General features: G+C 29.3%; 19 protein-coding genes. 16 read left to right on the top strand and 3 right to left on the bottom strand.

The genetic code is table 11. The features are described 5' to 3' along the window. Positions 1–54 precede the first annotated feature (54 nt). Positions 55–2,505 carry a replication restart helicase PriA gene (priA, locus tag KK2020170_RS12145; RefSeq protein ID WP_221258587.1) on the top strand — a complete coding sequence of 817 codons (2,451 nt, stop codon included), beginning with the start codon at positions 55–57 and terminating at the stop codon, positions 2,503–2,505. Here priA and KK2020170_RS12140 read toward each other — a convergent pair. Beyond that, entirely contained in the window at positions 2,502–3,197 is a 696-nt protein-coding gene (locus KK2020170_RS12140; RefSeq protein ID WP_221258586.1) for a LytR/AlgR family response regulator transcription factor, read from the bottom strand. The two genes, priA and KK2020170_RS12140, sit on opposite strands and share 4 nt — an antisense overlap. Before the next feature lie 150 nt (positions 3,198–3,347). Between KK2020170_RS12140 and rpsF the strand changes: the two genes are divergently transcribed. The 7 genes from rpsF (at position 3,348) to KK2020170_RS12105 (ending at position 8,414) form a co-directional block, all read left to right on the top strand. After that, entirely contained in the window at positions 3,348–3,689 is a 342-nt protein-coding gene (gene rpsF, locus KK2020170_RS12135) for a 30S ribosomal protein S6 (protein ID WP_221258585.1), read from the top strand. 2 nt (positions 3,690–3,691) lie between these two features. Further along, the gene (rpsR, locus tag KK2020170_RS12130) at positions 3,692–3,988 is read left to right on the top strand and encodes a 30S ribosomal protein S18 (protein WP_072785428.1); all 297 of its coding nucleotides are present in this window, start codon (positions 3,692–3,694) and stop codon (positions 3,986–3,988) included. Between the two features lie 60 nt (positions 3,989–4,048). Beyond that, positions 4,049–4,492: a 50S ribosomal protein L9 gene (rplI, locus tag KK2020170_RS12125; protein WP_221258584.1), complete on the top strand. Its 444-nt coding sequence runs from the start codon at positions 4,049–4,051 to the stop codon at positions 4,490–4,492. A gap of 65 nt (positions 4,493–4,557) precedes the next feature. Next, positions 4,558–5,031 (top strand): DUF6495 family protein, encoded by a 474-nt coding sequence (locus KK2020170_RS12120; protein ID WP_221258583.1) that lies wholly within the window; start codon positions 4,558–4,560, stop codon positions 5,029–5,031. Positions 5,032–5,033: 2 nt separating this feature from the next. Beyond that, entirely contained in the window at positions 5,034–7,034 is a 2,001-nt protein-coding gene (ligA, locus tag KK2020170_RS12115) for an NAD-dependent DNA ligase LigA (RefSeq protein ID WP_221258582.1), read from the top strand. Then, on the top strand, positions 7,027–7,701 hold the full coding sequence (locus KK2020170_RS12110) for a lysoplasmalogenase family protein (protein WP_221258581.1): 675 nt from the start codon (positions 7,027–7,029) through the stop codon (positions 7,699–7,701). Before ligA ends, KK2020170_RS12110 begins: the two co-directional genes overlap by 8 nt. Further along, entirely contained in the window at positions 7,698–8,414 is a 717-nt protein-coding gene (locus KK2020170_RS12105; RefSeq protein ID WP_221258580.1) for a hypothetical protein, read from the top strand. The genes KK2020170_RS12110 and KK2020170_RS12105 overlap by 4 nt, the downstream gene beginning before the upstream one ends. On the opposite strand, the gene KK2020170_RS12100 is transcribed toward KK2020170_RS12105, so the two are convergent. Together KK2020170_RS12100 and KK2020170_RS12095 are read right to left on the bottom strand one after the other, a co-directional pair. Further along, entirely contained in the window at positions 8,391–9,314 is a 924-nt protein-coding gene (locus tag KK2020170_RS12100; protein ID WP_221258579.1) for a bifunctional metallophosphatase/5'-nucleotidase, read from the bottom strand. The two genes, KK2020170_RS12105 and KK2020170_RS12100, sit on opposite strands and share 24 nt — an antisense overlap. Further along, positions 9,314–10,096, bottom strand: a complete 783-nt coding sequence (locus KK2020170_RS12095; protein WP_221258578.1) for a 5'-nucleotidase C-terminal domain-containing protein — start codon at positions 10,094–10,096, stop codon at positions 9,314–9,316. The genes KK2020170_RS12100 and KK2020170_RS12095 overlap by 1 nt, the downstream gene beginning before the upstream one ends. A 48-nt stretch (positions 10,097–10,144) precedes the next feature. Between KK2020170_RS12095 and KK2020170_RS12090 the strand changes: the two genes are divergently transcribed. The 8 genes from KK2020170_RS12090 to KK2020170_RS12055 all read left to right on the top strand — a co-directional run bounded on the left by KK2020170_RS12090 (position 10,145) and on the right by KK2020170_RS12055 (position 17,393). After that, positions 10,145–10,663, top strand: a complete 519-nt coding sequence (locus KK2020170_RS12090) for a DUF6913 domain-containing protein (RefSeq protein ID WP_221258577.1) — start codon at positions 10,145–10,147, stop codon at positions 10,661–10,663. Between the two features lies 1 nt (position 10,664). Then, positions 10,665–11,543 (top strand): 4-hydroxy-tetrahydrodipicolinate synthase, encoded by an 879-nt coding sequence (gene dapA / locus KK2020170_RS12085; RefSeq protein ID WP_221258576.1) that lies wholly within the window; start codon positions 10,665–10,667, stop codon positions 11,541–11,543. Between the two features lie 86 nt (positions 11,544–11,629). After that, positions 11,630–12,442 carry an outer membrane protein assembly factor BamD gene (locus KK2020170_RS12080; protein ID WP_221258575.1) on the top strand — a complete coding sequence of 271 codons (813 nt, stop codon included), beginning with the start codon at positions 11,630–11,632 and terminating at the stop codon, positions 12,440–12,442. A 3-nt stretch (positions 12,443–12,445) separates the two neighbouring features. Then, positions 12,446–12,760 carry a DNA-directed RNA polymerase subunit omega gene (locus tag KK2020170_RS12075; RefSeq protein ID WP_221258574.1) on the top strand — a complete coding sequence of 105 codons (315 nt, stop codon included), beginning with the start codon at positions 12,446–12,448 and terminating at the stop codon, positions 12,758–12,760. Between the two features lie 7 nt (positions 12,761–12,767). After that, complete coding sequence (gene coaBC / locus KK2020170_RS12070) at positions 12,768–13,976, top strand: bifunctional phosphopantothenoylcysteine decarboxylase/phosphopantothenate--cysteine ligase CoaBC (protein WP_221258573.1); 1,209 nt, start codon at positions 12,768–12,770, stop codon at positions 13,974–13,976. Continuing rightward, a complete protein-coding gene (gene porD, locus KK2020170_RS12065) occupies positions 13,969–14,859 on the top strand; it encodes a type IX secretion system protein PorD (RefSeq protein WP_221258572.1) in 891 nt (296 codons plus the stop codon). The genes coaBC and porD overlap by 8 nt, the downstream gene beginning before the upstream one ends. Positions 14,860–14,876: 17 nt before the next feature. After that, on the top strand, positions 14,877–16,526 hold the full coding sequence (gene recN / locus KK2020170_RS12060) for a DNA repair protein RecN (protein ID WP_221258571.1): 1,650 nt from the start codon (positions 14,877–14,879) through the stop codon (positions 16,524–16,526). Between the two features lie 54 nt (positions 16,527–16,580). Continuing rightward, positions 16,581–17,393 carry an enoyl-ACP reductase FabI gene (locus tag KK2020170_RS12055; RefSeq protein ID WP_221258570.1) on the top strand — a complete coding sequence of 271 codons (813 nt, stop codon included), beginning with the start codon at positions 16,581–16,583 and terminating at the stop codon, positions 17,391–17,393. Positions 17,394–17,519 lie beyond the last annotated feature (126 nt).

Raw genomic sequence — 17,519 nt, 5'->3', positions numbered from 1 at the left:
CATTTCTTTTTTTAATTCCTTAAACTTTTCTCTTTTTTAAAGTATATTTGCTTTATGCTGTATTTTATTGAAGTTGTCTTACCATTAGCAGTAGGTAAAACCTTTACTTATCAAGTTTCACAAACCGAGTTTCACTACATTCAAGAAGGAATGCGAGTGGCAGTTCCGTTTGGTAAAACTAAAATTTATACAGCATTAGTAATTTCTAAACATCACAATCTTCCACAATTATATCAACCAAAGGAAATTCATCAAATTTTAGATGAAAAGCCTGTTGTAAATGCTATTCAAATTGAACACTGGAAGTGGATTGCTAACTATTATATGTGTTCCCTTGGAGAGGTTTTTCGTGCGGCAATGCCAACAGGTTTTATTCTTGAAAGTGAAACAATAGTTTCTTCGTCAAATGATGAAAACATTGATAAAAGCGAACTGCAAGATGATGAGTTTTTAATTCTGGAAGCGCTAGAAAATCAATCTTCAATATCAATTCAAGAAGTTAGTAAAATTTTAGGAAAAAAAACTGTGCTTCCTATTTTGAATAAAATGCTTCAAAAAGGTGTTTTGGTTTTGCAGGAAGAAATAAAGGAAGTTTATAAGCCAAAACTAATTCGTTATGTAAAACTTCATGAAGCTTATTCTAATCAAGAACAACTTACAGAACTACTTGAAATTCTATCGCGTGCCAAAAAACAACGTGAGTTAGTGTTGAGTTATTTCCAACTTAACGCTCGTGAGAAAAAACCAATTTCGGTTAAAGAATTATTAGAGTTTAGTAACACAACAGCATCGGTTTTAAAATCATTAATAGATAAGGATATTTTTATAGAATATCATTTAAATCAAGACAGAGTTGTTTTTGAAGAAGAGGAAGATTTAAAAATTAATTTGAGTTTAGCTCAAAATAATGCTCTTCAATCTATAGAAAGTAATTTTGAAAATCACGATGTTAATCTTTTACACGGTGTAACTGCTTCTGGGAAAACAGAAGTTTACATAAAACTAATAGAAAAGTACATTGAGCATGATAAACAAGTGTTATTTCTTTTGCCAGAAATAGCTTTAACAACTCAATTAGTTCAGCGTTTAACTGCATATTTTGGAAATCAAGTAGCGGTTTTTCATTCAAAATATACTAATAATGAGCGTGTTGAGGTTTGGAATCAAGTTTTAGAATCTTTAGAAAAAGCAAAAATTGTAATTGGTGTACGAAGTGCTTTGTTTTTGCCTTTTTCAAATTTGGGTTTAATTGTAATTGATGAAGAACACGAGCAAACTTTTAAACAACAAGATCCAGCTCCTCGCTATCATGCGCGCGATGCAGCTATTGTTTTAGCAAAACAGCATCAAGCTAAAGTGCTTTTAGGAAGTGCTACTCCAAGTCTAGAAAGTTATTATAATGTTTCGGTTTCAAAATATGGGTTAACTACTTTGTCGGAACGCTTTGGAAATGTAGTATTACCAGAAATTGAGTTAATTGATTTGAAAGATAAATATTTTCGTAAACGAATGAACGGACATTTTTCTGATGTTTTGCTTGAAAATATTACTGAGGTTTTGGGGAAAAGTGAACAAGTAATTTTGTTTCAAAATAGAAGAGGGTTTTCTCCATATCTAGAATGTCTAACTTGTGGACATGTTCCACATTGTCCAAATTGTGATGTTAGTTTAACGTATTATAAATACAAAAACCAATTAAAATGTCATTATTGCGGACATACAATTGCTAATCCTTCTCATTGTCATGCCTGTAATTCAGTTGATTTAACAACGAAAGGTTTTGGAACGGAACAAATAGAAGAAGAGTTAAAAATTTTGTTTCCTAATAAAAAGATTGGTAGAATGGATCAAGATACTACTCGTGGAAAATTTGGATATGAGAAAATTATTGACGCTTTTAAAAATCAAGAATACGACGTTTTAATTGGAACTCAAATGTTAGCTAAAGGACTTCATTTTGATAATGTTACTTTAGTTGGTGTTTTAAATGCAGATAACATGTTAAACCAGCCTCATTTTAGAGCTTATGAAAGAGCTTTTCAAATGTTAACACAAGTTTCTGGTAGAGCAGGAAGGTCCGAAAAAAAAGGGAAAGTTCTTATTCAAACGTATAATCCTTATCATAATACAATTCAACAAGTTCTAAATAACGATTATATGTCGATGTTTAAAGAGCAAATTTATGAAAGACGCAATTTTAATTATCCACCTTTTTATAGACTAATAAAGTTCACGTTAAAAAATAGAGATTTTGATAAGCTAAAAGAATCTTCAATGTGGTTATATAATGTTTTGAAACAAAATTTGGATATGCCAATTTTGGGCCCTGAAGAACCACCAATTAGTCGAGTTCGAAATGAGTATATAAGAACTATATTGATTAAAATACCAAATGAAGCACATTTAGGAAATACAAAAAAAACTATCCAAAAAATATTGAATAGTTTTGAGTCTATTGCTTTTTATAAAAGTGTTAAGATTACAACTAACGTAGATTATTATTAAAGATTTTCAATTGCTTCAGAAATTACATCTTTCTTATTTCTACTAATTGGAATTTTAGTTTGCCCTATTTCAGCAAACTTGCTATTAAATTTATCTACACGTTCTACATTAACAATGTAGGATTTATGAACACGTACAAACTTGCCTTCAGGAAGTTCGTTTTCAAAAGATTTCATTGTAGACAGAACTAAGTGACTTTCTTCATCAGTTATAATTTTGATATAATCACCAAAGGCTTCTACCCATTTAATTTTAGAGGTATAAATTTTTAATTTCTTAAGATTACTCTTAATAATAATAGCTTCACCTAAATCTTCATGACTTTCATGCTTAAGTTGATGTAATTCTGTTGCTTTTTTAACAGCTTTCAGGAAACGTTCTTTTGATATAGGTTTCTGTAGAAAGTCAGTTGCTTCATAATCAAAAGCTTTTACAGCATAATCAGCTTTAGAAGTGATAAAAATAATTTGAGGTTTGTTTTTTAATCCATCAAGTAAATCAAATCCATTAATTAGAGGCATTTCAATGTCTAAAAAAATTAAATCAACTTCTTGGTGGTTAATACAGTTTTTGGCTTCTAGGGCATTAGCAAAATCACCCACTAAGTTTAAGTTAGCAGTTTCATTTACTAGTTTTGTAATTGTCATTCTTTGGATGGCGCTATCGTCAACCACAATAGAATTTAATTTCATAAGCCTAAGTTTAGTAGCGATAAATATATACCAAATATCGATATAAAACAACACAATTCTATAATTTTTGTGAAATAAGTATAATGTTGTTTGTTACTTAGAAATAAATCACTATTTTTGCACCCAATTTAATAAAAATAACATAAGATTATGAACAATTACGAATCTGTTTTCATCTTAAATCCCGTTTTATCTGAGCAACAGATAAAGGAAACAGTAAGCAAGTTTGAAGATTTTCTTACTTCAAAAGGGGCAAAGATGGTTTCTAAAGAGGATTGGGGCTTAAAAAAATTAGCTTATGAAATCCAACACAAGAAAAGTGGTTTTTATCACTTATTTCAATTTGAAGCTCCTGCTGATATCATCAGAGCTTATGAAACTGAATTCCGTCGTGACGAACGTGTTATGCGTTTCTTAACTGTATCGTTAGACAAACATGCAGTTGCTTGGGCTGAGAGAAGAAGAGAAAAATTAAAATCTAAATCAAACTAATTATGTCAACTTTAGAGCAATCTGCAAAAGGTAAAAAAGAGGGAGATATTAGATATCTTACTCCATTAAATATTGAAACTAACAAACAAAAGAAATATTGTCGTTTCAAAAAATCAGGAATTAAATATGTAGATTATAAAGATCCTGATTTCTTATTAAAATTTGTTAACGAGCAAGGTAAAATTTTACCTCGTCGTTTAACAGGAACTTCATTAAAGTATCAAAGAAAAGTGTCTGTTGCTGTTAAAAGAGCTCGTCACTTAGCTTTAATGCCATACGTAGCTGATTTATTAAAATAATATTAATATAGTTGTTGTTCCGATACAATCGGAACTAACTTCTAAAATAAGGACAACAACATGGAACTAATTTTAAAAAAAGACGTTCAAAATTTAGGATTTAAAGACGATGTAGTAACTGTTAAAAATGGTTACGGTCGTAATTATTTAATTCCTCAAGGTTTTGCTGTATTAGCAACTCCTTCTGCTAAAAAAGTTTTAGCTGAAAATTTAAAGCAAAAAGCTCACAAAGAGGCTAAGTTAGTTGCTGATGCACAATCAATTGCAGAAGCTATTAAAGCTTTAGATATCAAAATTACTGCTAAAGCAGGTGGTGAAAAATTATTCGGTTCTGTTACTAATGCTGATATTGCTGCTGCACTAGAAGCTAATGGGCAATCAATCGAGAAAAAATTCATCACAAGTGGTATTGTGAAAAGAATTGGTAAATACTCAGCTTCTGTAAGATTACACAGAGAAGTTATTGTAGATTTACCTTACGAAATTGTTGCTGAACAAGCTTAATTTTGTAAAAAAAATATATTTTGAAAGCTCCGCAATTAGCGGAGCTTTTTTTATATTTATACCCTATGAAATACGCTCGATTAACAAAAGAACAATTAGAAGAACTCCATCCAGAGTTTATAACTTTTTTGGCTACTCAATCTATAGATAAAAATGAGTGGGACGATTTAAAAGAAAACAAACCTGAAATTGCTGAACAAGAGATTGATGTTTTTTCCGATATGATCTGGGAAAGAGCTCTAACTAATGTAAGTTATATAGATCATTTTTCTAGAAATTATATTTTTCTTTTTAAGTGTGTTGGAGCAACAGTTTTCTCATATGTTATTAATGCAACATCTAATGAAATAAATTTTTTAAGTCAAGAAGGAATAAATTGGCTTAGCGAAAATATGAGTTCTGATGAAGTAGTTATTCAAAAAGGGAAGAAAGATATTTCAGATGATAGAAATGGCTCTTTATTTGAAATTATTAAGCAAGGAGGTTTAATAAGTAAAGGAGAGCTTTTTAATAAATTAGATTTGCTTTTAAATCAATAAATATGGATGTTTTAGCTACAATAAATGCTTTACGTGAAGAATTAAACCAACATAATTATAGCTATTATGTTTTAGATAATCCAACCATTTCTGATTTTGAATTTGATCAAAAGCTGAAGCAACTTCAAGAATTAGAAGCTAAGTATCCTGAGTTTTTTGATGAAAATTCACCTACACAACGTGTTGGTGGAGCAATTACTAAAAACTTTGAAACTGTTCAGCATGAATACAGGATGTATTCACTAGATAATTCGTATTCAAAAGAAGATTTATTAGATTGGGTTCAGCGTTGTCAAAAGATTTTAGGTGATGTTCCTTTAGAATTCACTTGTGAGTTAAAATATGATGGAGCTTCAATAAGTATTTTATATGAAAAAGGAATGCTAAAGAGAGCTGTAACTCGTGGTGATGGCTTTCAAGGCGATGATGTAACCAATAATATAAAAACAATTAAATCGGTTCCAATTAAATTAAAAGGTGATTTTCTAGAAAAGTTTGAAATACGTGGAGAAATTATTCTGCCTTTAGCTGGATTTGAAAAAATGAACCAAGATTTAATTGAAATAGGAGAAACGCCTTATGCAAATCCGAGAAATACAGCTTCTGGAAGTTTAAAATTGCAAGATTCAGCAGAAGTTGCAAAACGCCCTTTGGATTGTTTGTTATACTCATTAATTGGAAATAATTTACCAATACAAAATCAATATGAAGGTTTAGAAAAAGCTAGAGCCTGGGGATTCAAAGTTCCTAAACAATCTAAATTGGCTAAATCTATTGAAGAAGTTTTTGATTTTATTAATTATTGGGATACACATCGACATGATTTACCTTATGAAACCGATGGAGTAGTGGTTAAGGTAAACCAAATTCAGTATCAAGAAGAATTAGGATATACGGCAAAATCGCCACGTTGGGCAATTGCTTATAAATTTAAATCGGAACAAGCGGTTACTACATTGGAATCAATTTCTTATCAAGTAGGAAGAACAGGGGCAATTACACCTGTTGCTAATTTATTGCCGGTACAATTGGCAGGAACAGTAGTTAAAAGAGCTTCATTACATAATGCAGACCAAATTGAAAAGTTAGATGTTAGAGTTGGCGATGCTGTTTTTGTTGAAAAAGGAGGAGAAATTATTCCGAAAATTGTTGGTGTAGATGTTACACAAAGAAGTGTCAATTCACAACCAGTTGAATATATTAGACATTGCCCTGAATGTAACACTGAGTTAATTCGTAATGAGGGTGAAGCGCAACATTATTGTCCGAATTTTTATGGATGTCCGCCGCAGATTATTGGTAGAGTACAACATTATATTAGCCGAAAAGCAATGGATATTGATGGACTTGGTGGAGAAACGGTTGCATTATTGTATAATAATGGACTTATAGAAAATTATGCTGATTTATATAAGTTGGAAAAAGAACAAATCATTCCATTGGAGCGAATGGCAGAGAAATCTGCAGAAAATTTAATTAATGGAATTGAAAAATCGAAAGAAGTACCATTTGAAAGAGTTTTATATGCGTTAGGGATTAGATATGTTGGTGAAACTGTAGCCAAAAAGTTAGCTAAACATTATAAAAATATTGACGCAATAGCACACGCATCGTTATTAGATTTAGTTTTAGTAGATGAGATTGGAGAGAAAATTGCACAAAGTGTAGTTCAATTCTTTGAAAATCAAGAAAATGTACGTATTATTGATGAGCTCAAAAAATTTGGAGTTCAGTTTGAAATAGTTCAAGACGAGAACGGAAATTTTTCAGAAAAACTTAAAGGTAAAACTTTTGTAGTATCTGGTGTTTTTGAAACGTTTTCTAGAGATGATTTAAAGAAAGCTATTGAAGATAATGGCGGTAAAGTTGGTAGCTCAATTTCTTCTAAAACTGATTATGTTGTTGCGGGAGCAAATATGGGGCCTTCTAAATTAGATAAGGCATCTAAATTAGGTATTCCGATTATTTCTGAACAAGAATTTACCAATTTATTGAATGAATAAATCTAAAGTTGCTTTACAGTTTTTTTTAGTTGCAGGTTTACTTTTCTTAATCTCTATTTTCTTTAATTTAGAGTTTTTAGAATTAATTTCTAAACCTGCGATAATTCCATCAATTGTGATGTATTATTTCTTTGAAATTAAAAGGAAATATAATCTAGCATTTCTTGCTTCTTTGTTTTTGTTTTTTTTAGGAGATATGCTTTATATGCTCAAAATTGAGGAGTTGTATTATATTGGTTTATTGGTTTTTTCTGTCCCCTATTTGTTTGTTATATACTTTGTTATTAAAGATATTTTATTGATTAAAAGAAATGGAGGGAAACAAAATGACTTTACTTTTTTAGTTATTCTAGTTATTCTTTCTATTTTATTGAGCACAGTTTTGTCTTATCTAGAAATTAAATCTACTTTAGAATTTATAATATTCTTGTTTTTAGGATTACAATTAGTAACAATGGGAGTTTTAACTTCAGTAGTTTATTATAATGAAGCTAATAAACAAAGTTTTTTTTTAATTCTTGCTGTGCCTACTTTTATTATGTCTGACTTGTTTTTTATTTTAAACAAAAATTTGCACGAGCTTATGATTTTTAAAATAATAAATGGCTTAACTCAAACAGTTTCTTATATGTTTTATGTAAAATACTTTTTAGAACGAACCAAATGAAATTAAAAAATCCGGCTTTAATACTTTATTTTGTTTCTTACATACTTTATCAGATTTTTTTTAGGTTAAAAATAGATAAAGAAGTCGCTTTATTATTTAAACCAATGATTGTAGCTTCAATCTTATTTTATTACTATTTTTATAATAATACACACAATAAATCTAAATTGCATTTTATTATTCTTGGAATTTTGTTTATTGCAGATAATGTAAATCTATTGATGGAAACAATTTTTTATCAATTGGCACTGTCTCTTTATCTAGTTATATTATTTGTTTTCATGTATTTGATTTTAAGAGATTCTATGCTTTTAAAAAAAGGTTCAAAAATTGACAAATATTTAGGTATTGCAACAATTGTTGGAATTGTTTCGTTTTTACTTTTGAAAATTGTTTCATTATATATTGTAAAACAAAAATTTCATAGTTATTATTTTGTAACAAACTATATTATAGTTTTTGGAACAGTTTTGATTTTTAGTTTTTATAATTTTTTTAAACATAAAACTTTAAGTTCCCGTTTCTTATTGTTAACATTATTATCTCTCTTTTTATCAGATATTTTTTATGTTGTTAACCAATATTATTATTCTAATAAAGCATTTATAATAATTGCTTGTTTTATTGAATTACCTTGTTATTACTTTTTAGTAAATTATTTTATTAATAGAGATGTAGAACAAGAAAAACTAGACAACAATATTTCGAGTTGATGAATCATATTTTTTATCATTTGTAAAATAGAAATCTATTCTCCCTAAATTAATTCCGTAACAACCTACTTGATTTACTAAAACCGATTTTCCCTCTAAATTAGTTTCAATAGTTGGTTTGTCTAAAAAAGTATGCGTATGTCCGCCAATAATTAAATCGATGTCTTTTGTTTTTCTAGCTAATGTAATATCGCAAACTTTATCAGGTTCGTTTTTGTATAAATAACCTAAATGAGATAAGCAAATTATTAAATCACAACCTTCTTTTTTAAGTTGGCTAACAATATCTTTGGAAACTTCTATTGGATCATTATATTCAGTTTCTTTATAAAGTTTTTTGTCAACTAAACCATTAAGTTGAACTCCAAGACCAAATATCCCAATTTTAATTCCGTCTTTTTCTAAGATTTTAAAAGGTTTTACTATTCCGTTTAGGATAGTATTTTTAAAGTCATAATTTGCTGAAACAAAATCGAAATTTGCATGGGGAAGTTGTTTGTAAAATCCTTCGATTCCATTGTCAAAATCATGATTGCCCATAGTGGAAACATCATATTCCAACATGCTCATTAATTTGAATTCTAGTTCGCCTCCGTAATAATTAAAATAAGGTGTGCCTTGAAAAATATCACCAGCATCTAAAAGTAAAACATTATTTTCTTCTTCTCTAATTTTATTAATAACACTAGCTCTTCTAGAAACACCTCCCATATTAGGATATTTTGGATGATCAGATTCGAAAGCATCAATATGACTATGCGTATCGTTTGTATGTAAAATAGTAATTTTTTTTGTTTTTGAAGAAGTTTCTATTGTACTAAAACTACTTAAAGACAAACTTCCAACCGTAATTAATGCCGAACCAGTTACTGTTTTTTGTATAAAATCTCTCCTTTTCATTATTCTGTTATTACGTGTTTAGTAGTGATGTTTGGTAATGTGTCAACTTTAGTAAAGTAATCAATAAATAAACTTCTTAATTTGTAATCAAGATCATATTTTTGAGTGCTATTTTTTAAAAAAGTCATATTATCACCACCATTGGCTAGGTAATCTGAAGTTGCGATGTAATAAATATTATCTTTCTCTACTACCTTATTCTGTATTTCTACTTTTTTTACAACGGAAAAATCTTCATTGGTAAAAATGGTTATACCATAGAGTGGATGTGGTTTTTTTTCTTTTAGTATGAAGTTGGCTAAATTTAAAATTTCACTTCCTTTTAAGACTACAACAATAATACTGTTTTCAAAAGGCATTATTTCGTAAGCAGTTCTTGTTGTTACGTTTCCTTTTGGAATAACAGATCTAATTCCGCCATGATTTAAAATACAACCATCTATCTTTTTGTTTTCTCTTTTTTGGAAAATTGGATTTGATAATTCAAAAGTAGCCCTTGCAAATAAGTTTCCAATGTTGGTTTCCCATTCACCTTTGCTTTTGTCCTGATCAATAGGATTATAAGCTAAAACGTGATTTAAATCTTCATTTATATGATAACGATAAGGAGTAATAAATGAATCAATTGCATTTACTGTTTCAGCTTTCTCATTAATGTTGATTTGCTTGGCGTTAACTTCGTAGACTATGTCTTTTTGTGATTGACAAGCTATCAGAATGAAAAATGTTAATAAAAAAACAAAATACGAAATTATCGTTTTATTCTTTTTTATTTTTACCATGTGTAACTAGTATTAAATAGTTATTTTTGTCGAATAGGTAAAGTTACTATGTTTTATAGAATTTTAAAGGAGTTTTTTCTAAAAAAAGTTGTTAGCAAAGGCTTATTAGGATATAAATTAGAAGATTCAGAAGAAAAAATTAAAACGATTGGAATTTTAGTTGATGAATCAGAAATTTTGAATCGAGATACGATTCTCAGGGAATTAAAAAGTTATAATCTTGAAGTAGAAGCTATTGAGGTTTTAGTGTTTAAAGAAAAAATTAAGAATAAAGAAGTAATTCAAGAGCCTTTCTACACATTAAAAGATTTATCGTTATCTGGTAAAATTAATAAGTTAGAGGTACAAAAGTTTATTGAAGCTGATTTTGACTTATTAATTAATTTTTATGAAGAGCCTAAGGCTTCTTTAAATGTAATTGCTAAAAAGTCGAAAGCTAAATTTAAAGTTGGATTTTCAACTATTGACAAAAGAATTAATCATTTAATCATTGATTGTGATTTAGAAAATGTAAAAGTTTTTACTTCAGAATTAGTAAAATATTTAAGAATACTTAATAAAGTCTAAAATGCAAAAATTTATTGGCACTGGTGTGGCATTAGTAACACCATTCAAAAAAGACTGTTCTGTTGATGTTGATGCATTAAAAAGAATAGTAGATTATGTAACTGAAGGAGGAGTAGAGTATCTTGTAGTTTTAGGTACTACTGCAGAAAGTGCCACACTTTCAAATGAAGAAAAAGAAATAGTAATCAAGACGATTGTTGAGGCTAACAATAAACGTTTACCTCTAGTTTTAGGAGTAGGTGGGAATAATACTGCTAAAGTTATAGAAGAATTGAAAACTAGAGATTTATCTGCATTTGACGCAATTTTATCAGTTTCTCCGTATTATAATAAACCAACGCAAGAAGGAATTTATCAGCATTTTAAAGCTGTGGCAGAAGCTTCACCGCTTCCTGTTATTTTATATAATGTTCCAGGACGTACAGCAAGTAATATGTTACCTGCAACAGTTATACGTTTAGCTAATGATTTTGAAAATGTTATAGCAATTAAAGAAGCGGCAGGCGATATTGTTCAAGCTATGAAATTAATTCAAAATAAGCCTAAAGGTTTTCTTGTGATTTCTGGAGATGATATGATTACATTGCCAATGGTTCTAGCTGGAGGTGCAGGTGTAATATCTGTTATTGGAGAAGGTTTTCCAAAAGAATTTTCTGAAATGGTGCGTTTGGGTTTACAAAGAAAAGTAGACGAAGCTTATGCGTTACATTATAAACTTGCAGATTCCATCGATATGATTTTTGAACAAGGGAATCCTGGAGGAATTAAAGAAGTTTTTAAATCACTAGGTCTCTCTGAAAATACTGTCCGACTTCCTTTGGTAAATGTAAATGAAGATTTAGCCAATCGTTTAAATAATTTTACAAAATCTATACAATAAAAAAAGTTTTTCTAGTAGAGAAATTATGTCTAAATTTGCAGTTGCTTTTTTAGACGCTTTTTTTGCGTAAAAATATGAAAGATAAAATGAATAGAATACTAAGTTTCTTAATTGTTGCATTGACTTTTGTTTCTTGTAGCGAATATCAAAAAGCTTTAAAAAGTGAAGATAACGCTTTTAAAAGTAAAGTGGCTGAAGCAAAATTTAATGATGGAAAATATAAAAAAGCTTTGCGTTTGTATGAGCAAGTAGCTCCAGCATTTAAAGGTAAACCAAATGCAGAAAGGATGTTTTATTTTTATGCAAAATCATATTATGAAACAAAACAGTATTATTTAGCAGGATATCAGTTTGAAAGTTTTGTAGCTAGTTATCCAAAAAGTGAAAAAAGAGAAGAAGCTGCTTTTTTAGCTGCTGAATGTTATTATAAATTATCTCCAGTTTATAGTCTAGATCAAACAGATACTGATAAAGCTTTAGGTAAGTTACAAAAATTTATCGATACTTATCCAAACTCTGAATATTTACCAAAAGCAAATGAGTATTTCAAAGATTTAAACGAAAAACTAGAGAAAAAAGCTTTTGAAATTGCTAAACAATACCATATGTTAGCAGATTATCGCTACGAGTATAATGTAGCTTTAAAAGCTTTAGAAAATTTTATTGCTGATTATCCTGGAACACCATTTAAGGAAGAAGCTATGTTTTATCGTTTAGATTCTGCATATAAAATGGCGATGAAGAGTATTCCAAGTAAAAAGGAAGAACGTTTAAACTATGCTAAAACTACGTACACTAGTTTAGTAAAATTTAGACCAGAAACAGAATATAAAGAAAAAGCCGATAAAATATTGGCAGATATAGATAAAGAGTTACAACAATATACAAATAGTAATTAAGTCATGGATTTAAAAAAGACGACTGCGCCTGTTAATACAATCACTTACAACAAAAGTGTAATTGAAGCACCTACAGGAAATATTTACGAGGCCATTACAATTATGGCAAAAAGAGCAAGCCAAATTAATACTGAAATTAAAAAGGAATTAATTGAAAAATTAGATGAGTTTGCTACTTATAACGATAGTTTAGAAGAAATTTTTGAAAACAAAGAGCAAATCGAAGTTTCAAAGTTTTATGAAAAACTGCCAAAACCGCATGCATTAGCAGTTCAAGAGTGGTTAGAAGATAAAATCTACTATAGAGAAGCAAAATAATTTACAAATGGCTGTTCTAAGCGGAAAAAAAATAATTCTCGGTGTTTCGGGAGGTATAGCTGCTTATAAAACGGCTCATTTAGTTAGACTTTTTATAAAAGCAGGTGCTCAAGTACGTGTTGTAATGACACCTGCTTCTAAAGATTTTGTTACCCCTTTAACATTATCTACTCTTTCAAAAAATCCAGTACTTTCTGATTTCTATTCTGAAGAAGAAAATGATTTATGGAATAATCATGTAGAATTAGGTCTTTGGGCTGATTTTATGTTGATTGCTCCTGCTACAGCTAATACACTTTCTAAAATGGCTAATGGCAATTGTGATAATTTACTAATTGCCACTTATCTTTCAGCTAAATGTCCTGTATATTTTGCTCCAGCAATGGATTTGGATATGTACAAACATCCATCGACTTTAGATAGTTTTTCTAAACTTAAAAAATTTGGAAACATTATGATTCCAGCTGAATCAGGAGAATTAGCAAGTGGATTGTCTGGTCAAGGTAGAATGGCAGAACCTGAAAAAATAGTTTCGTTTATAGAAGCAGATATTTTATCAAAACTACCTCTAAAAGGGAAAAAAGTTTTAGTGACAGCTGGGCCTACATATGAAGCAATAGATCCTGTTCGTTTTATAGGTAATCATTCTTCAGGAAAAATGGGGTTTGATATTGCAAATGAATTGGCAATGAATGGGGCTGAGGTTACTTTGGTTTCAGGACCTACTCATTTAAGCACATCAAATACTTCTATTAACTTGGTTAGGGTTCGGTCGGCTCAAGATATGTATGATGTCTGTCATCAGTATTTTGAAAAAGTTGATGTTGCTATTGCCGCTGCCGCTGTTGCGGATTATAGACCAAAAAATATTGCATCTCAGAAAATAAAAAAGAATGAAGCTACGTTTGTTATTGAGTTAGAAAAAACAAAAGATATTTTAGCATCATTAGGTGAAAAGAAAAAAAATCAGTTTTTAATAGGTTTTGCTTTAGAAACTGAAAATGAAATTGAACATGCTAAGCTAAAAATTCAGAAAAAAAACTTAGATTTGATAGTTTTAAATTCATTAAACGATAAAGGTGCTGGTTTTGGACATGCTACAAATAAAGTTACTTTTATTGATAGCAATGGAAACATTGAACCTATGGATTTAAAATCAAAAGAAGAAGTTGCTTCAGATATTGTAAATAAAATAATTCAACATTTCAATGCGTAGATTATATTCGGTTTTATTTTTATTATTTTTTGTGTCATTTAGTTTTGGTCAAGAACTTAATGCAACTGTTTCTGTTAATGCAGATAGAATGACCGATGTTAGTCCGCAAATTTTTAAAAACCTTGAAACAAAAGTTAGAGAGTTTTTAAATAACACAAAATGGACTAATGAAACCTACTTACCTGAAGAAAAGATAGAGTGTAACTTTTTTATAAATGTTTCAAAATTCAATAACAATAATTTTGAAGCCACTTTACAAGTTCAATCATCAAGACCAATTTTTAATTCAACATATTCATCACCTATTCTTAATATAAATGATAAAGATGTTAATTTTAGGTTTTTAGAATTTGAGCAATTAATTTATGATCAAAACTCATTTACTTCTAACTTAGTTTCTATTGTTGCTTTTTATGCAAATGTCATTATTGGTTTAGATAAAGATTCATTTGAAGAGCTAGGCGGTACAAAATATCTTTCTGCCGCTTCAAATATTGCAAATGTTGCTCAAACATCTGGTTTTTCTGGATGGACGCAAGGTGAAAAAAATAATAACAATCGTTATTTCTTAATTTCAGATTTGTTATCTAATACTTTTGTACCTTATAGAAAAGCTTTATTTATGTTTCATAATGAAGGCTTAGATATTATGCATCAAGATCTAAAGAAAGGAAAAGAATATATTGCGGGTTCAATAGAAGAGTTAGCCAAAATTCAAAAGTCGAGACCAAATGCATTATTAACGAGAACTTTCTTCGATGCAAAGACCGATGAGATTGTACAAATCTTTACAGGTGGTCCCGCAATGAATAATGCAGATTTAGTAGATACACTTAATAGAATTTCTCCATTAAACTCTAGTAAGTGGAATAATATCCGTTAATTTCTTTCTTATTTTATATGCTTTTATCGCTTTCCATAAAGAACTACGCTTTAATTGAATCGTTGGAAATTGATTTTTCTGATAAGTTTTCAATTATTACAGGTGAAACCGGTGCTGGTAAATCAATTTTACTTGGCGCATTAGGATTGGTTTTGGGAAATAGAGCCGATTTAAGTTCATTAAAAGATAAAGAGATTAAGTGTGTAATAGAAGCACAATTCTTAGTATCCAAATATAACCTAAAAGAGGTTTTTGAAAATAATGATTTCGATTATGAAGATTTAACAATCATCAGAAGAGAAATTTTACCTTCTGGAAAATCAAGAGCTTTTGTAAATGATAGTCCGGTTAATCTTTCAGAATTACAAAATTTGGCACAATATCTTATTGATATTCATTCCCAGCATGAAACTAGAGATTTAGCTGAAGAAAGTTATCAAATAAATATTTTAGATAGTGTTGCTAATTTAAAAGATGAAGTTGAGAGTTATCAAAGTGAACTAAATCTTTTAAAGCAATATAAGAAAGAACTTAGTAAGGCAGTTTCTGAAAGAGAAGAATTAAAAAAAGAACAAGATTATGTTTCATTTTTATTTAATGAGCTTGAAGCGGCAAATCTTGAAGCAGATGAACAAATTGAACTAGAAGAAGAACTTGAAAAGCTTAACAATGTTGAATTAATCAAAGAGAATTTAGATAGAGTTTTAGCTATTTCTAATGAAGAAGAAATTGGTGTGATTTTTAATTTAAAAGAGATTAAAAATGCTTTAGGAAGATTATCAAATTTCTCAAAAGAATACAAAGAACTTTTTGAACGTATTTCAAGCTTTTTAATAGAATTCCAAGATATTTCTGATGAATGTTTTACAATATCAGAAAAAGTTGTTAGTGATCCTGAACGATTAGAGTTAGTAAATACTAAGCTTCAAACGATTTATAATTTACAACAGAAACATCAAGTTAGTACTATAAAAGAATTATTGGTTATTAAAGATAGTTTAGATGAAAAAGTACAACAATCAGATTCAATAGATGGTTTAATTTCGAAACTGGAAAAAAACATAGAGGAAAAAGAAAGTGAAGTCATACAAATTGCGGAGAACATTTCTACTAAAAGATTAATTGTTGCTCAAAAAGTTTCTTCTCAAATAGAAAAAATTATTACCCAATTAGGTATGCCAGACGCAAAGATTGAGTTCGCCATTGAAAAAGATAAGCTAAATAATTTTGGACAAGATATAGTGAATCTTAAATTTTCAGCAAACAAAGGAATGCAACTAGGATTAATAAAGAAAATGGCTTCAGGAGGCGAAATGTCAAGAATAATGCTTGCGGTAAAATCAATTTTAGCTCAACATTCAGAACTGCCAACAATCATTTTTGATGAAATTGATACTGGGGTTTCAGGTGAAGTTGCTTTAAAAATGAGCGAAATAATGGAAAAAATGAGTTTAAATATGCAAGTTTTTGCTATTACTCATTTACCTCAAATAGCAGCAAAAGGAAACCAACATTATAAAGTTTTTAAATACAATCAAGGAGAAACAACTTTATCAGAATTAAAGCTACTTTCAAATGATGAACGAATTGTTGAAATTGCAGAAATGTTATCAGGTAAAAATATTTCTGATTCTGCTTTAATACATGCAAAAAACTTATTGAACTAAATTTATTACTTTTGTTTAAACAAATTATAAACTAACAAATAAACGATACCAAAGATGTATAACTTACTTAAAGGAAAAAGAGGAATAATATTCGGAGCTTTAGATGAGAATTCAATTGCATGGAAAACTGCTGAAAGAGTTCATGAAGAAGGAGGAACTTTTGTTTTAACAAATGCGCCTATTGCTATGAGAATGGGAACAATTAATCAATTAGCAGATAAAACAGGTTCACAAGTAATTCCAGCAGATGCAACTTCAATTGAAGATTTAGAAAATTTAGTTGAAAAGGCAATGGAAATTTTAGGTGGAAAAATTGATTTTGTTTTACATTCAATTGGGATGTCTGTAAATGTTCGTAAAGGGAATCATTATACTAATCAAAATTATGATTATACGCACAAAGGTTGGGATGTTTCTGCAGTTTCTTTTCATAAAGTAATGCAAGTATTATATAAAAAAGATGCTATGAATGAATGGGGTAGTATTGTTGCTCTATCATATATGGCGGCTCAAAGAGTTTTTCCTGACTATAATGACATGGCAGATAATAAAGCATATTTAGAATCTATAGCTAGAAGTTTTGGATATTTCTTTGGAAAAGATAAAAAAGTTCGTGTAAATACAATTTCTCAGTCGCCTACGCCTACAACTGCTGGGCAAGGAGTTAAAGGATTTGATGGTTTTATCGCATATGCTGATAAAATGTCACCATTAGGTAATGCAACTGCAATGGATTGTGCTAATTATACTGTTTCATTGTTCTCAGATTTAACGAAAAGAGTTACATTACAAAACTTATATAATGATGGAGGTTTCTCTAACATGGGAGTAAGTCAAGAAGTTATGGAAGCTTTTGTTAAAGAATAATAACACTGTGCGATAATTTTGTTATAAAAAAAATCTCACATTTTTGAATAATTTTGTTAAACGCCTGTCCTTCAAAGGACAGGCGTTGTTTTTTATCGTTAAAACCTTACAGTTCAACGATTGTAG

This window comes from Flavobacterium okayamense (genome assembly GCF_019702945.1).
In the GTDB taxonomy this organism is placed as follows: domain Bacteria; phylum Bacteroidota; class Bacteroidia; order Flavobacteriales; family Flavobacteriaceae; genus Flavobacterium; species Flavobacterium okayamense.
This window is presented reverse-complemented; position numbering and strand designations above follow the sequence as displayed.

Bases quoted from the DNA above. Each gene is read 5' to 3' on its own strand.
- KK2020170_RS12055 (WP_221258570.1), top strand. From the start codon at position 16,581: ATGTATAACTTACTTAAAGGAAAAAGAGGAATAATATTCGGAGCTTTA.
- rpsF (WP_221258585.1), top strand. From the start codon at position 3,348: ATGAACAATTACGAATCTGTTTTCATCTTAAATCCCGTTTTATCTGAG.
- priA (WP_221258587.1), top strand. From the start codon at position 55: ATGCTGTATTTTATTGAAGTTGTCTTACCATTAGCAGTAGGTAAAACC.
- coaBC (WP_221258573.1), top strand. From the start codon at position 12,768: ATGGCTGTTCTAAGCGGAAAAAAAATAATTCTCGGTGTTTCGGGAGGT.
- KK2020170_RS12095 (WP_221258578.1), bottom strand. From the start codon at position 10,096: ATGGTAAAAATAAAAAAGAATAAAACGATAATTTCGTATTTTGTTTTT.
- KK2020170_RS12140 (WP_221258586.1), bottom strand. From the start codon at position 3,197: ATGAAATTAAATTCTATTGTGGTTGACGATAGCGCCATCCAAAGAATG.
- KK2020170_RS12080 (WP_221258575.1), top strand. From the start codon at position 11,630: ATGAATAGAATACTAAGTTTCTTAATTGTTGCATTGACTTTTGTTTCT.
- ligA (WP_221258582.1), top strand. From the start codon at position 5,034: ATGGATGTTTTAGCTACAATAAATGCTTTACGTGAAGAATTAAACCAA.
- rpsR (WP_072785428.1), top strand. From the start codon at position 3,692: ATGTCAACTTTAGAGCAATCTGCAAAAGGTAAAAAAGAGGGAGATATT.
- KK2020170_RS12075 (WP_221258574.1), top strand. From the start codon at position 12,446: ATGGATTTAAAAAAGACGACTGCGCCTGTTAATACAATCACTTACAAC.
- KK2020170_RS12120 (WP_221258583.1), top strand. From the start codon at position 4,558: ATGAAATACGCTCGATTAACAAAAGAACAATTAGAAGAACTCCATCCA.
- recN (WP_221258571.1), top strand. From the start codon at position 14,877: ATGCTTTTATCGCTTTCCATAAAGAACTACGCTTTAATTGAATCGTTG.
- dapA (WP_221258576.1), top strand. From the start codon at position 10,665: ATGCAAAAATTTATTGGCACTGGTGTGGCATTAGTAACACCATTCAAA.
- KK2020170_RS12100 (WP_221258579.1), bottom strand. From the start codon at position 9,314: ATGAAAAGGAGAGATTTTATACAAAAAACAGTAACTGGTTCGGCATTA.
- rplI (WP_221258584.1), top strand. From the start codon at position 4,049: ATGGAACTAATTTTAAAAAAAGACGTTCAAAATTTAGGATTTAAAGAC.
- KK2020170_RS12110 (WP_221258581.1), top strand. From the start codon at position 7,027: ATGAATAAATCTAAAGTTGCTTTACAGTTTTTTTTAGTTGCAGGTTTA.
- KK2020170_RS12105 (WP_221258580.1), top strand. From the start codon at position 7,698: ATGAAATTAAAAAATCCGGCTTTAATACTTTATTTTGTTTCTTACATA.
- porD (WP_221258572.1), top strand. From the start codon at position 13,969: ATGCGTAGATTATATTCGGTTTTATTTTTATTATTTTTTGTGTCATTT.
- KK2020170_RS12090 (WP_221258577.1), top strand. From the start codon at position 10,145: ATGTTTTATAGAATTTTAAAGGAGTTTTTTCTAAAAAAAGTTGTTAGC.